We start from the raw sequence: 12,579 nt of genomic DNA, 5'->3' as shown, positions 1-12,579 counted from the left end.
CAGCCGACGGGCTCGTGATCGGATCCGCGCGGGTGGCGAAATTGGTAGACGCACCAGGTTTAGGTCCTGACGCCTTCACGGGCGTGCCGGTTCGAGTCCGGCTCCGCGCACCATCGGAACCGATCACGTTCAGAGACACCCCAACACCAGAGTTTGTCCATGGCCGTCACTGTTGAAACCCTCGAGAAGCTGGAGCGTCGCATCACGCTGAACCTGTCGGCCACCGACATCAATGCGGAGGTCGAGGCCCGTCTGAAGAAGCTGTCGCGCACCGTCAAGGCCGATGGCTTCCGCCCCGGCAAGGTGCCGATGTCGGTCGTGGCCCAGCGCTACGGCTACTCGGTCCAGTACGAGGTGATGAACGACAAGCTCGGCGAGGCCTTCGCCCAGGCCGCCGGCGAGGCGCAGCTGCGCGTGGCCGGCGTGCCCAGCATCAGCCAGAAGGACGGCGCCGCCGAAGGCACGATGGCGTTCGACGCCACCTTCGAGGTCTACCCCGAGGTCAAGCTCGGTGACCTGGCCACCGCCGAGGTCGAGCGCGTCAACGCCGAGGTCGACGAGGCCGCTGTCGATCGCACGATCGAGATCCTGCGCAAGCAGCGCCGCAGCTTCGCCCAGCGCCCGGCCGCCGAAGGCGCCCAGGCCGGTGACCGCGTGACCATCGACTTCGAAGGCAAGATCGACGGCGAGCCCTTCGCCGGCGGCAAGGCCGAGGCCTTCCAGTTCCTGGTTGGCGAAGGCCAGATGCTCGAGCAGTTCGACGCCGCGGTGCGCGGCATGAAGGTGGGCGAGAGCAAGACCTTCCCGCTGCAGTTCCCGGCCGACTACCACGGCCAGGATGTGGCCGGCAAGGAAGCCGACTTCCTGGTCACGATGAAGAAGATCGAGGCCCAGCACCTGCCCGAGGTGACGCCTGAGTTCGCCAAGTCGCTGGGCATCGCCGAGGGCACGGTCGAGGCGCTGCGCGCCGATGTGCGCAAGAACCTCGAGCGCGAGGTCAAGTTCCGCGTGCTGGCCCGCAACAAGGCCGCCGCGATGGACGCGCTGGTCAAGGTGGCCGAGCTGGACCTGCCCAAGGCCCTGGTCGACAACGAGCTGGAGCGCCTGGCCGAAGGCGCCCGCGCCGACCTGAAGGCGCGCGGCGTCAAGGACGCTGACAAGGCCCCGATCCCCAAGGAGATCTTCCAGCCGCAGGCCGAGCGCCGCGTGCGCCTGGGCCTGGTGGTGGCCGAACTGGTCAAGGCCCACAACCTGCAGGCCAAGCCCGAGCAGCTCCAGGCCCACATCGAGGAGATGGCCCAGAGCTACGAGAAGCCGGCCGAGGTGATCCGCTGGTACCTGTCCGACCGCGAGCGCATGGCCGAGGTCGAGGCCGTGGTGATCGAGAACAACGTCACCGCCTTCGTGCTGGCCCAGGCCAAGGTCACCGACAAGCAGCTGCCCTTCGAGGAGCTGATGTCGGCCTCCTGATGCCGCCCCAGCGCGCACCTGCCTGCGCGCGCACCAAATCAGCCCGGCCACCATGCCGGGCTTTTTTCTGGATCAGGGGCATCGCGCAGCGCCGCATAATGGGCACATCCTTCGCAACGTTCTCTTCTCAAGGACATCCATGAGTGCACTGGACACCCAAGCCCTGGGCATGGTCCCGATGGTCATCGAGCAGTCGGGCCGCGGCGAGCGCGCCTACGACATCTACTCGCGTCTGCTGCGCGAGCGCATCGTCTTCCTGGTCGGCCCGGTGAATGACCAGAGCGCCAACCTGGTGGTGGCCCAGCTGCTGTTCCTGGAGAGCGAGAACCCCGACAAGGACATCTCGTTCTACATCAACTCGCCGGGCGGCAGCGTCAGCGCCGGCATGTCGATCTTCGACACCATGCAGTTCATCAAGCCCGACGTCTCCACGATGTGCATGGGCATGGCGGCCAGCATGGGCGCCTTCCTGCTGGCGGCCGGCGCCAAGGGCAAGCGTTTCTCGCTGCCCAACAGCAAGATCATGATCCACCAGCCGCTGGGCGGCGCCCAGGGCCAGGCCACCGACATCGAGATCCACGCCCGCGAGATCCTCAAGACCCGCGAGCAGCTCAACCGCATCCTGGCCGAGCGCAGCGGCCAGCCGCTGGAGAAGATCCAGGCCGACACCGAGCGCGACTACTACATGAGTGCGGCCGAAGCCCAGGCCTATGGCCTGATCGACCAGGTCCTCGACAAGCGCGGCTGAGCCGGGCCGCGGGCGGATTTCCCCCTCTTTTCGCACCCGGAGGGGGATCCGTACTTGCACTATCATTGACCGACCACTTCCCCAGCCAGCCGAGCCCATGCCCGAGAAGAAAGGCACTTCTGCCGAAAAGGTCCTCCACTGCTCTTTCTGCGGGAAGAATCAGCACGAGGTCAAGAAGCTCATCGCCGGGCCGTCGGTCTTCATCTGCGACGAGTGCATCGAGCTGTGCAACGACATCATCCGTGACGAGGTGCCGGCGGACAGCCCGACCGCCAAGGCGGCCAAGTCCGACCTGCCCACGCCCACCGAGATCAAGTCCAGCCTGGACCAGTACGTGATCGGCCAGGAGGCCGCCAAGCGCACGCTGGCGGTGGCGGTCTACAACCACTACAAGCGCCTGAAGCACCTGGGTGGTTCGAAGGACGAGGTGGAGCTGGCCAAGAGCAACATCCTGCTGATCGGCCCCACCGGCTCGGGCAAGACGCTGCTGGCGCAGACGCTGGCCCGCCTGCTGAACGTGCCCTTCGTGATCGCCGACGCCACCACGCTGACCGAAGCCGGCTACGTGGGCGAGGATGTCGAGAACATCATCCAGAAGCTGCTGCAGAACTGCAACTACGATGTGGAACGGGCGCAGCGCGGCATCGTCTACATCGACGAGATCGACAAGATCACCCGCAAGTCCGACAACCCCAGCATCACCCGCGATGTCTCGGGTGAAGGCGTGCAGCAGGCGCTGCTGAAGCTGGTCGAGGGCACGATGGCCAGCGTGCCGCCGCAGGGCGGGCGCAAGCACCCGAACCAGGACTTCCTGCAGATCGACACCACCAACATCCTGTTCATCTGCGGCGGCGCTTTTGATGGCCTGGAGAAGGTGATCCAGAACCGCACCGAGAAGTCGGGCATCGGTTTCGGCGCCACGGTGCACAGCAAGTCGGAGAAGCGCGCCTCCGAGCTGTTCCGCAACGTCGAGCCCGAAGACCTGGTGCGCTTCGGCCTGATCCCCGAACTGGTCGGCCGCCTGCCAGTGGTCGCCACGCTGGGCGAACTGACCGAGGACGCGCTGGTGCAAATCCTGGTCGAGCCCAAGAACGCGCTGGTCAAGCAGTACCAGAAACTCTTCTCGATGGACGGTGTGGAGCTGGAGATCCGGCCGTCCGCGCTGGCCGCGATCGCCCGCCGTGCGCTCAGGCGCAAGACCGGCGCCCGGGGCCTGCGGTCCATCATGGAGCAGGCGCTGATCGACACCATGTTCGACCTGCCCACGCTGGACGGCGTGGCCAAGGTGGTGGTCGACGAGCACATCATCGACGAAGGTGGCAAGCCTTTGCTGGTGTACCGCGAGCAGGCCAAGGCCAGCGCCTGACCCTCGCCACCGCCTCACCCCCCAGATCGACCAGCCCCCGATGACGCTGGTCACTTGCAATCATCCGCTCGGCCCCCAGATGGGTTCGAGAAAGTGAGGCCCTTGATGTCCGGACACCCGATTCTTCCCCCGGAACCCATCACGCTGCCGCTGCTGCCGCTGCGCGACGTGGTCGTGTTCCCGCACATGGTCATCCCGCTGTTCGTGGGGCGGCCCAAGTCCATCAAGGCCCTGGAAGCCGCCATGGAAGGCGGCCGGCAGATCATGCTGGTGGCCCAGAAGGCCGCCGGCAAGGACGAGCCCAAGGCCGATGATCTCTTCGAGATCGGCTGCATCTCCAGCATCCTGCAGATGCTCAAGCTGCCCGACGGCACCGTGAAGGTGCTGGTCGAGGGCGTGCAGCGCGCCGTGGCGCGCCAGGTCACCGACCAGGGCGAGCAGTTCGTGGCCGAGGTGGTGCCGGTGGCGCCGGCCGGCGAGGCCAGCCCCGAGGTCGAAGCCCTGCGCCGCGCCGTGACGCAGCAGTTCGACCAGTTCGTCAAGCTCAACAAGAAAATCCCGCCGGAGATCCTCACCTCGATCGCCGGCATCGATGAGCCCGGTCGCCTGGCCGACACGATTGCCGCGCACCTGCCGCTCAAGCTCGAATCCAAGCAGAGTGTGCTGGACCTGTTCGAGGTGGCCGAACGCCTGGAGAAGCTGCTGGAGCTGCTCGAGCACGAGGTCGACATCCTGCAGGTGGAAAAGCGCATCCGCGGCCGCGTCAAGCGGCAGATGGAGAAGAGCCAGCGCGAGTACTACCTGAACGAGCAGGTCAAGGCCATCCAGAAGGAACTCGGCGACGGCGAGGAAGGTGCCGACATCGAGGAGCTCGAGAAGAAGATCAAGGCCGCGCGCATGCCCAAGGAAGCGCGCAAGAAGGCCGAGGCCGAACTCAAGAAGCTCAAGCTGATGTCGCCGATGTCGGCGGAGGCCACGGTGGTGCGCAACTACCTGGACACGCTGATCGGTCTGCCCTGGGCCCGCAAGTCCAAGGTCAAGCACGACCTGGGCAACGCCGAGGAGGTCCTCAACGAGGACCACTACGGCCTGGAGAAGGTCAAGGACCGCATCCTGGAATACCTCGCGGTGCAGCAGCGCGTCGACAAGGTCAAGGCGCCGATCCTGTGCCTGGTGGGCCCCCCGGGCGTGGGCAAGACCTCGCTGGGCCAGAGTGTGGCGCGCGCCACCGGACGCAAGTTCGTGCGCATGGCCCTGGGCGGCGTGCGTGACGAGGCCGAGATCCGCGGCCACCGCCGCACCTACATCGGCTCGATGCCGGGCAAGGTGCTGCAGAGCCTGTCCAAGGTGGGCGTGCGCAACCCGCTGTTCCTGCTCGATGAGATCGACAAGCTGGGCATGGACTTCCGCGGTGATCCGTCGTCGGCGCTGCTGGAGGTGCTCGACCCCGAGCAGAACCACACCTTCAGCGACCACTACATCGAGGTCGACTTCGACCTGTCGGATGTGATGTTCGTGGCCACCTCCAACTCGATGAACATGCCGCCGGCCCTGCTGGACCGCATGGAAGTGATCCGCTTGTCGGGCTACACCGAGGACGAGAAGCTCAACATCGCCCAGCGCTACCTGCTGCCCAAGCAGGCCAAGAACAACGGCGTCAAGGCCGAGGAGATGGACGTCACCGAGGCGGCCATCCGCGGCATCATCCGCTACTACACGCGGGAAGCCGGCGTGCGCTCGCTGGAGCGCGAGATCTCCAAGATCTGCCGCAAGGTCGTCAAGGGCCACCAGCTCAAGACCTACAGCGGCCAGGTGGTGGTGACCGACGAGAACCTGCACGACTTCCTGGGTGTGCGCAAGTTCGACTTCGGCCGCGCCGAGAAGACCAACCAGGTCGGCCAGGTGGTCGGTCTGGCCTGGACCGAGGTGGGCGGCGACCTGCTGACCATCGAGGCCACGGCCATGTCGGGCAAGGGCAACATCATCCGCACCGGTTCGCTGGGCGACGTGATGAAGGAATCGGTGGAGGCCGCACGCACCGTGGTGCGCAGCCGCGCGCGCCGCCTGGGCATCAAGGACGAACTGTTCGAGAAGCGCGACGTGCACATCCACGTGCCCGATGGCGCCACGCCCAAGGACGGCCCCAGCGCCGGCATCGCGATGACCACCGCCTTCGTCTCGGCGCTGACCGGCATCCCGGTCAAGGCGCATGTGGCGATGACCGGCGAGATCACGCTGCGCGGCGAGGTCACGGCGATCGGCGGCTTGAAGGAGAAGCTGCTGGCGGCGGCCCGCGGCGGCATCAAACTGGTGATGATCCCGGAGGAAAACGTCAAGGACCTGCAGGACATCCCGGACAACGTCAAGAGCCAGCTCGAGATCGTGCCGGTGCGCTGGATCGACAAGGTGCTGGACGTGGCGCTGGAATCGGCGCCGACACCGCTGCCCGACGAGGAGGCGCCGGCCGCCGCCGCGCCGGCTGCGGAGAGCGGCGCCGTGGGCACCGGGCCCGACCTGACCCACTGATCCACTCGCCGAAAAAAAGTCATGGCCGCTTCATAGCGGCCATGTTTTTGCCTATAATGCGAGCTTCGCTGCTGCGGCAGGCGGCTCTTGCAAAAGAGCGGCAGGCCGAGCGACACCAAGCGCGTCAGCGGCGAGTGTGTTCCGAGAGGAACCCCAAGCGGGAATAGCTCAGTTGGTAGAGCGCAACCTTGCCAAGGTTGAGGTCGCGAGTTCGAGCCTCGTTTCCCGCTCCAGATGCCCAAGAGGGAAGCCCCGGCTTCCCTTTTTCATCGGGGGAGCCTGGCGGCGCACGCCTCCTTCGGGAATCCGAAGGCGCGATAGCAAAGCGGTTATGCAACGGATTGCAAATCCGTCTAGTCCAGTTCGACTCTGGATCGCGCCTCCAGTCTCCTGAAGCCATGCGGGAATAGCTCAGTTGGTAGAGCGCAACCTTGCCAAGGTTGAGGTCGCGAGTTCGAGCCTCGTTTCCCGCTCCAGATCACCAACCGGTGGGCCCTCGGGCGCACCGGCGGGGCCCACCGGCCTACGCATCCCAAGCGGGAATAGCTCAGTTGGTAGAGCGCAACCTTGCCAAGGTTGAGGTCGCGAGTTCGAGCCTCGTTTCCCGCTCCAGATGCGGGAATAGCTCAGTTGGTAGAGCGCAACCTTGCCAAGGTTGAGGTCGCGAGTTCGAGCCTCGTTTCCCGCTCCAGTCACGCGCAGGCGGCCGCACCCTCCCGGGTCCGGCCGCCTCGTCGTTTCAGGGCCGTGGCGCGCGCAGGGCGCGCTTATCATCGGCCACAGCTGTCCGCGCCCGGATGGCGAAATTGGTAGACGCAGCGGACTTAAACTCCGCAGTCCGGCAACGGACGTACCGGTTCGAGTCCGGTTCCGGGCACCAGGGGTCGTCGCTCAGGCGTTGCAGCGCCGGGCGGTGACGTCCACCTGCAGCCAGCTGCGCGCCATGCGCTCCAGCACCGCCGGGTCCCCGGTGTTCTCCAGCCGCAGGGCCGGCCAAGGATGGGGCGTTGGTGTCTGTGGCGCCTCGCCCAGCAGGCGCAGTGCCTGGCGGGCCACGGCGTCGGCGGTGTCCAGCAGGTGCACCTGCGGCGGCAAGCGCAGCGCGATGCGCTCGGCCACGAAGGGGTAGTGGGTGCAGCCCAGCACCATCACGTCGATGCCGCTGTCCTGCAGCGGGTGCAGGTGGCGGTCGAGCAGGGCTTCCACCTCGTCGCGGCCGTCGTCACCGCGCTCGATCGCAGCAGCCAGGCCGGGGCAGGGCACGCGGAGCACCTCGCAGCCGGGTGCGTGGCGCTCGACCAGCAGCGCGAAGCGCGGGCTCGCCAGCGTGGCCGTGGTGGCCATCACCGCGATGCGGCGGCGCTGCGACATCGCGGCGGCCGGCTTGACGCCCGGCTCCACGCCGACCAGGGGCAGCTGCGGGTAGCGCTGCCGCAGTGCGTCGATGGCCCAGGCGGTGGCGGTGTTGCAGGCCACGACCAGCATGGCCGCGCCATGCGCCAGCAGGTGTTCGGCCAGGCGCAGGCTGCGCTGGGCGACGAAGGCTGGATCGCGGTCCCCATAGGGTGCGTGGGCCGAGTCCGCGAGGTAATGCAGCGGGTGCTCGGGTCGCAAGCGGTGCAACGCACGCAGCACCGACAGGCCACCCACCCCCGAATCGAAGACGCCGATGGTGCGGGGCAGGGTGGGCAGGACGGACATGGCGGCCGGCAGTCTAACCGCTGGCAGCGCACCCACGGGTTTTCACCAGGATGGCTTGCGGTGGTGGCTGGCGGACCCTTAAAATAGCACGAACGTTCGATTTAAAAGAGTCAGCCTGAGGGCCGCATTCAGCGAGTTTCCACGAGGGCAACGCCTGCGGAGCGCGCATCGCCCCTAGAATCACTTGGTTTACGTTAACGTCAATTCAACAACCTCGACATCCGACAGGAGCAACGCAGCATGAAGGTACTGGTACCCGTCAAGCGCGTCGTCGACTACAACGTGAAGGTTCGCGTGAAGTCCGACGGCACGGGGGTGGACATCGCCAACGTCAAGATGAGCATGAACCCCTTTGACGAGATCGCCGTCGAAGAGGCGGTGCGCCTGAAGGAAAAGGGCGCCGTGACCGAAGTCATCGCCGTCTCCTGCGGCGTCACGCAGTGCCAGGAAACCCTGCGCACCGCGATGGCCATCGGCGCCGACCGCGCCATCCTGGTCGAGACCGATGCCGAGCTGCAGCCGCTGGCCGTGGCCAAGCTGCTCAAGGCCCTGGTCGACAAGGAGCAGCCGGGCCTGGTGATCCTGGGCAAGCAGGCGATCGACGACGACTGCAACCAGACCGGCCAGATGCTGGCCGCGCTGGCCGACCTGCCGCAGGCCACCTTCGCGTCCAAGGTCGAGGTGGCCGATGGCGCCGCCACCGTCACCCGCGAGGTCGACGGCGGCCTGGAGACGCTCAAGCTGTCCCTGCCGGCGGTGATCACCACCGACCTGCGCCTCAATGAGCCGCGCTACGTCACGCTGCCCAACATCATGAAGGCCAAGAAAAAGCCCCTGGAGACGGTCAAGCCGGCCGACCTGGGGGTGGACGTGACCCCGCGCATCAAGACGCTCAAGGTCTCCGAGCCGCCGCAGCGCGGCGCCGGTGTGAAGGTGCCCGATGTGGCCACCCTGGTGAGCAAGCTGAAGAACGAAGCGAAGGTGATCTGAGATGAGCGTCCTCGTCATTGCTGAACACGACAACGCCAGCGTCAAGGGCGCCACGCTGAACACCGTGACCGCCGCTGCGGCCTGCGGTGGGGATGTGCATGTGCTGGTGGCCGGCCACAACGCCGCCGCCGCTGCGGCTGCGGCCGCGCAGATCGCCGGTGTGGCCAAGGTGCTGCACGCCGATGGTGCGAGCCTGGGCGACCAGCTGGCCGAGGCCGTGGCCGCGCAGGTCCTGGCCATCGCTTCCGGCTACAGCCACATCCTGTTTGCCTCCACCGCCAACGGCAAGAACGTCGCGCCGCGTGTGGCCGCCAAGCTGGACGTGGCGCAGCTGTCCGACGTCACCAAGGTGGTGTCGGCCGACACCTTCGAGCGTCCGATCTACGCGGGCAACGCGATCGCCACGGTGCAGAGCGCCGACGCGGTCAAGGTGATCACGGTGCGCACCACCGGCTTCGACGCTGCTGCGGCCACGGGTGGCTCGGCGGCCGTCGAGACCGTCGCCGCGACCGCCGCCGCGCCCAGGAGCAGCTTCATCGGCCGCGAAATCGCCAAGAGCGACCGCCCCGAGCTGACCGCCGCCAAGATCATCGTCTCGGGTGGCCGCGCGATGGGCAGCAGCGAGAAGTTCAACGAGGTGCTGACGCCGCTGGCCGACAAGCTGGGCGCCGCACTGGGCGCCAGCCGCGCCGCGGTGGACGCCGGCTACGCACCGAACGACTGGCAGGTCGGCCAGACCGGCAAGATCGTCGCGCCGCAGCTCTACATCGCCTGCGGCATCAGCGGTGCGATCCAGCACCTCGCGGGCATGAAGGACTCCAAGGTGATCGTCGCGATCAACAAGGATCCGGAAGCGCCGATCTTCAGCGTCGCCGACTACGGCCTGGAGGCCGACCTGTTCGCCGCCGTGCCCGAGCTGATCAACGCCCTCTGATCCGCGCCTGAGGGGCCGCAGCGCGGCCCTCGCCAACACAGCAAGGGCGCCCGTCGTGGCGCCCTTTCTTTCGCCCCCTGCCTTTCCCGGAGACATCCCATGAGCTACCGCGCCCCCGTCAAGGACATGCTGTTCGCGATGAAGGAACTCGCCAACATCGACGCCATCGCCCAGTTGCCCGGCTTCGAGGACGCGGGCTATGACACCGCCCAGGCCGTGCTGGAGGAGTGCGCCAAGCTCAACGAGGATGTGGTCGCGCCGCTGAACTGGGAAGGCGACATCAATCCCTCGCACTTCAGCGACGGCAAGGTCCACGCCACGCCCGGTTTCAAGGCTGCTTTCGACCAGTACACCCAGGGCGGCTGGCAGGGCCTGCACCACCCGGCGGATGTGGGTGGCCAGGGGCTGCCCAAGCTGATCCACGCCGCCTGCCAGGAGATGGTCAATGCGGCCAACCTGAGCTTCGCGCTGTGCCCCCTGCTGACCGACGGCGCGATCGAGGCCCTGCTGACCGCCGGCTCCGACGAGCAGAAGGCCACCTTCATCCCGAAGATGATCGACGGCACCTGGACCGGCACGATGAACCTGACCGAGCCGCAGGCCGGCTCCGACCTGGCCGCGGTGCGCACCCGTGCCGAGCCGCAGCCCGACGGCAGCTACCGCATCTTCGGCACCAAGATCTTCATCACCTGGGGTGAGCACGACATGGCCGAGAACATCGTCCATCTGGTGCTGGCCCGCGTGGTCGGGGCGCCGGAAGGCGTCAAGGGCATCTCGCTGTTCATCTGCCCGAAGTTCCTGGTCAACGCCGACGGCTCGCTGGGCCCGCGCAACGACGTGCACTGCGTCAGCATCGAGCACAAGATGGGCATCAAGGCCAGCCCCACCGCGGTGCTGCAGTTCGGTGACAACGGCGGCGCGGTGGGCTACCTGGTGGGCCAGGAGAACCGCGGCCTGGAGTACATGTTCGTGATGATGAACGCGGCGCGCTTTGGCGTGGGCGTCCAGGGCCTGGCGGTGTCGGACCGCGCCTACCAGCGCGCCGTGGCCTATGCCCGCGACCGCGTGCAGTCGCGTCCGGTGGACGGCTCGGTGCCGGGCGCTGCGGCCATCATCCACCACCCCGACGTGCGCCGCATGCTGCTGACGATGCGTGCCACCGCCGAGGGCTGTCGCGCGATGTCGCTGGTGGCCGCCGCCGCCTATGACGCCGCGCACCACCACCCCGACGCGGCCGTGCGCCAGCAGAACCAGGCCTTCTACGAGTTCATGGTGCCCCTGGTCAAGGGCTACTCCACCGAAACCAGCCTGGAGGTCACCAGCCTGGGCGTGCAGGTGCATGGCGGCATGGGCTTCATCGAGGAAACCGGCGCCGCCCAACACTACCGCGACGCCAAGATCCTGACCATCTACGAAGGCACCACCGCGATCCAGGCCAACGACCTGATCGGCCGCAAGACCGCGCGCGACGGCGGCCAGACCGCCAAGGCCATCGCGGCGCAGATCGCGGCCACCGAGGAAGCCCTGGCTGCGCGTCCCAGCGCCGACGCGAAGGCCTTCGCCAGGCGCCTGGCCGCCGCGCGCGCCGATTTCCTGGCGGTGGTCGACTTCGTCGCCGGTCAGACCAAGGCCAGCCCCAACGCCGTGTTCGCTGGCAGCGTGAACTACCTGATGCTGGCCGGCAACCTGATGGCCGGCTGGCAGATGGGGCGGGCACTGATGGCGGCCGAAGACCGCCTGGCCGCGGGTGATGATGTGGCCTTCATGCAGGCCAAGATCGCCACTGCGCGCTTCTACGCCGACCACCTGCTGACCCGCACCGCCGGCCTGCGCGAAAGCATCGTCGACGGCCACGCCGGTGTCACCGCCATGGCGCTGGAGGCCTTCTGATGAGCCGCCTGCCTGCCGCGCTGCAACGCGTGCGTCTGCCGGTGATCGGCTCGCCGCTGTTCATCATCTCCAACCCCCAGCTGGTCATCGCCCAGTGCCAGGCCGGCATCATCGGCTCGATGCCGGCGCTCAATGCGCGTCCGGCCTCGCAACTGGATGAGTGGCTGGCCGAGATCACCGAGACCCTGGCGGCCTGGGACAAGGCCCACCCCGACACGCCGGCCGCGCCCTTCGCGATCAACCAGATCGTGCACAAGAGCAATGACCGGCTGGAGCACGATCTGGAGGTCTGTGCGCGCTACAAGGTGCCCGTGGTGATCACCTCGCTGGGCGCGCGCACCGACGTCAACGAGGCGGTGCATGCCTGGGGCGGCGTGGTGCTGCACGACATCATCAACAACGCCTTTGCGCACAAGGCCATCGAGAAGGGCGCCGACGGCCTGATCGCGGTGGCGGCCGGCGCCGGTGGCCATGCAGGCGTCAAGAGCCCGTTCGCGCTGGTCCAGGAGATCCGCCAGTGGTTCGACGGCCCGCTGGCGCTGTCGGGCTCGATCGCCAGCGGCGGCGCCATCCTGGCCGCGCAGGCCATGGGGGCCGACTTCGCCTACATCGGCTCGGCCTTCATCGCCACCGATGAGGCGCGCGCGGTGGACGCCTACAAGCAGTGCATCGTCGACAGCAGCAGCGACGACATCGTCTACTCCAACCTGTTCACTGGGGTGCATGGCAACTACCTGAAGCCGTCGATCCGCGCCGCCGGCCTGGACCCGGAGAACCTGCCCGAGAGCGACCCCTCGAAAATGAACTTCGGCGGCGACGCCAAGAAGGCCTGGAAGGACATCTGGGGCTGTGGCCAGGGGATCGGCGCGATCACCCGTGTCCAGCCGGCCGCCGAACTGGTGGCGCAGCTGGCGCGCGAGTACGCCGCGGCACGCGCGCGCCTGCTGGGCTGAG

At 67.4% G+C, this 12,579-nt stretch carries 9 protein-coding genes and 7 tRNA genes; 15 read left to right on the top strand and 1 reads right to left on the bottom strand.

Translation table 11 applies throughout. The features are described 5' to 3' along the window. The first annotated feature begins 26 nt into the window (after positions 1 to 26). The 11 genes from KAK07_RS04055 to KAK07_RS04005 all read left to right on the top strand — a co-directional run bounded on the left by KAK07_RS04055 (position 27) and on the right by KAK07_RS04005 (position 6,990). Positions 27 to 113: transfer RNA gene (locus KAK07_RS04055), tRNA-Leu, on the top strand. Positions 114 to 159: 46 nt separating this feature from the next. Further along, complete coding sequence (gene tig, locus KAK07_RS04050; protein WP_210859183.1) at positions 160 to 1,470, top strand: trigger factor; 1,311 nt, start codon at positions 160 to 162, stop codon at positions 1,468 to 1,470. 139 nt (positions 1,471 to 1,609) lie between these two features. After that, entirely contained in the window at positions 1,610 to 2,218 is a 609-nt protein-coding gene (gene clpP, locus KAK07_RS04045; protein ID WP_210855168.1) for an ATP-dependent Clp endopeptidase proteolytic subunit ClpP, read from the top strand. A 97-nt stretch (positions 2,219 to 2,315) separates the two neighbouring features. After that, positions 2,316 to 3,584, top strand: coding sequence for an ATP-dependent Clp protease ATP-binding subunit ClpX (clpX, locus tag KAK07_RS04040; RefSeq protein WP_210855170.1), 1,269 nt, complete (start codon positions 2,316 to 2,318; stop codon positions 3,582 to 3,584). A 105-nt stretch (positions 3,585 to 3,689) separates the two neighbouring features. Next, positions 3,690 to 6,110 carry an endopeptidase La gene (gene lon, locus KAK07_RS04035; RefSeq protein WP_210855172.1) on the top strand — a complete coding sequence of 807 codons (2,421 nt, stop codon included), beginning with the start codon at positions 3,690 to 3,692 and terminating at the stop codon, positions 6,108 to 6,110. 157 nt (positions 6,111 to 6,267) lie between these two features. Then, a tRNA-Gly gene (locus KAK07_RS04030) sits at positions 6,268 to 6,343 on the top strand. A 78-nt stretch (positions 6,344 to 6,421) separates the two neighbouring features. Continuing rightward, a tRNA-Cys gene (locus KAK07_RS04025) sits at positions 6,422 to 6,495 on the top strand. 15 nt (positions 6,496 to 6,510) lie between these two features. Beyond that, positions 6,511 to 6,586 (top strand) — tRNA-Gly (locus KAK07_RS04020). 60 nt (positions 6,587 to 6,646) lie between these two features. After that, a tRNA-Gly gene (locus KAK07_RS04015) sits at positions 6,647 to 6,722 on the top strand. Between the two features lie 3 nt (positions 6,723 to 6,725). Beyond that, positions 6,726 to 6,801 (top strand) — tRNA-Gly (locus KAK07_RS04010). 100 nt (positions 6,802 to 6,901) lie between these two features. Next, a tRNA-Leu gene (locus KAK07_RS04005) sits at positions 6,902 to 6,990 on the top strand. 11 nt (positions 6,991 to 7,001) lie between these two features. Here KAK07_RS04005 and murI read toward each other — a convergent pair. Further along, positions 7,002 to 7,811: a glutamate racemase gene (gene murI, locus KAK07_RS04000; protein ID WP_210853847.1), complete on the bottom strand. Its 810-nt coding sequence runs from the start codon at positions 7,809 to 7,811 to the stop codon at positions 7,002 to 7,004. 240 nt (positions 7,812 to 8,051) lie between these two features. Here murI and KAK07_RS03995 point away from each other — a divergent pair, with 240 nt between their 5' ends. From KAK07_RS03995 to KAK07_RS03980, 4 genes are all read left to right on the top strand, one after another. Then, positions 8,052 to 8,801 carry an electron transfer flavoprotein subunit beta/FixA family protein gene (locus KAK07_RS03995; RefSeq protein ID WP_210853848.1) on the top strand — a complete coding sequence of 250 codons (750 nt, stop codon included), beginning with the start codon at positions 8,052 to 8,054 and terminating at the stop codon, positions 8,799 to 8,801. 1 nt (position 8,802) lies between these two features. Next, a complete protein-coding gene (locus tag KAK07_RS03990) occupies positions 8,803 to 9,735 on the top strand; it encodes an electron transfer flavoprotein subunit alpha/FixB family protein (protein ID WP_210853849.1) in 933 nt (310 codons plus the stop codon). 99 nt (positions 9,736 to 9,834) lie between these two features. Further along, on the top strand, positions 9,835 to 11,625 hold the full coding sequence (locus KAK07_RS03985) for an acyl-CoA dehydrogenase (RefSeq protein ID WP_210853850.1): 1,791 nt from the start codon (positions 9,835 to 9,837) through the stop codon (positions 11,623 to 11,625). Further along, the gene (locus KAK07_RS03980) at positions 11,625 to 12,578 is read left to right on the top strand and encodes an NAD(P)H-dependent flavin oxidoreductase (protein WP_210853851.1); all 954 of its coding nucleotides are present in this window, start codon (positions 11,625 to 11,627) and stop codon (positions 12,576 to 12,578) included. The genes KAK07_RS03985 and KAK07_RS03980 overlap by 1 nt, the downstream gene beginning before the upstream one ends. Position 12,579 lies beyond the last annotated feature (1 nt).

The sequence above is a fragment of the Ideonella alba genome (assembly GCF_018069875.1).
Lineage (GTDB): Bacteria > Pseudomonadota > Gammaproteobacteria > Burkholderiales > Burkholderiaceae_C > Ideonella > Ideonella alba.
Note: the sequence above shows the minus strand (reverse complement) of the source record. Positions and strands in the feature narration are given on the sequence as shown.

Bases quoted from the DNA above. Each gene is read 5' to 3' on its own strand.
- tig (WP_210859183.1), top strand. From the start codon at position 160: ATGGCCGTCACTGTTGAAACCCTCGAGAAGCTGGAGCGTCGCATCACG.
- clpP (WP_210855168.1), top strand. From the start codon at position 1,610: ATGAGTGCACTGGACACCCAAGCCCTGGGCATGGTCCCGATGGTCATC.
- clpX (WP_210855170.1), top strand. From the start codon at position 2,316: ATGCCCGAGAAGAAAGGCACTTCTGCCGAAAAGGTCCTCCACTGCTCT.
- lon (WP_210855172.1), top strand. From the start codon at position 3,690: ATGTCCGGACACCCGATTCTTCCCCCGGAACCCATCACGCTGCCGCTG.
- murI (WP_210853847.1), bottom strand. From the start codon at position 7,811: ATGTCCGTCCTGCCCACCCTGCCCCGCACCATCGGCGTCTTCGATTCG.
- KAK07_RS03995 (WP_210853848.1), top strand. From the start codon at position 8,052: ATGAAGGTACTGGTACCCGTCAAGCGCGTCGTCGACTACAACGTGAAG.
- KAK07_RS03990 (WP_210853849.1), top strand. From the start codon at position 8,803: ATGAGCGTCCTCGTCATTGCTGAACACGACAACGCCAGCGTCAAGGGC.
- KAK07_RS03985 (WP_210853850.1), top strand. From the start codon at position 9,835: ATGAGCTACCGCGCCCCCGTCAAGGACATGCTGTTCGCGATGAAGGAA.
- KAK07_RS03980 (WP_210853851.1), top strand. From the start codon at position 11,625: ATGAGCCGCCTGCCTGCCGCGCTGCAACGCGTGCGTCTGCCGGTGATC.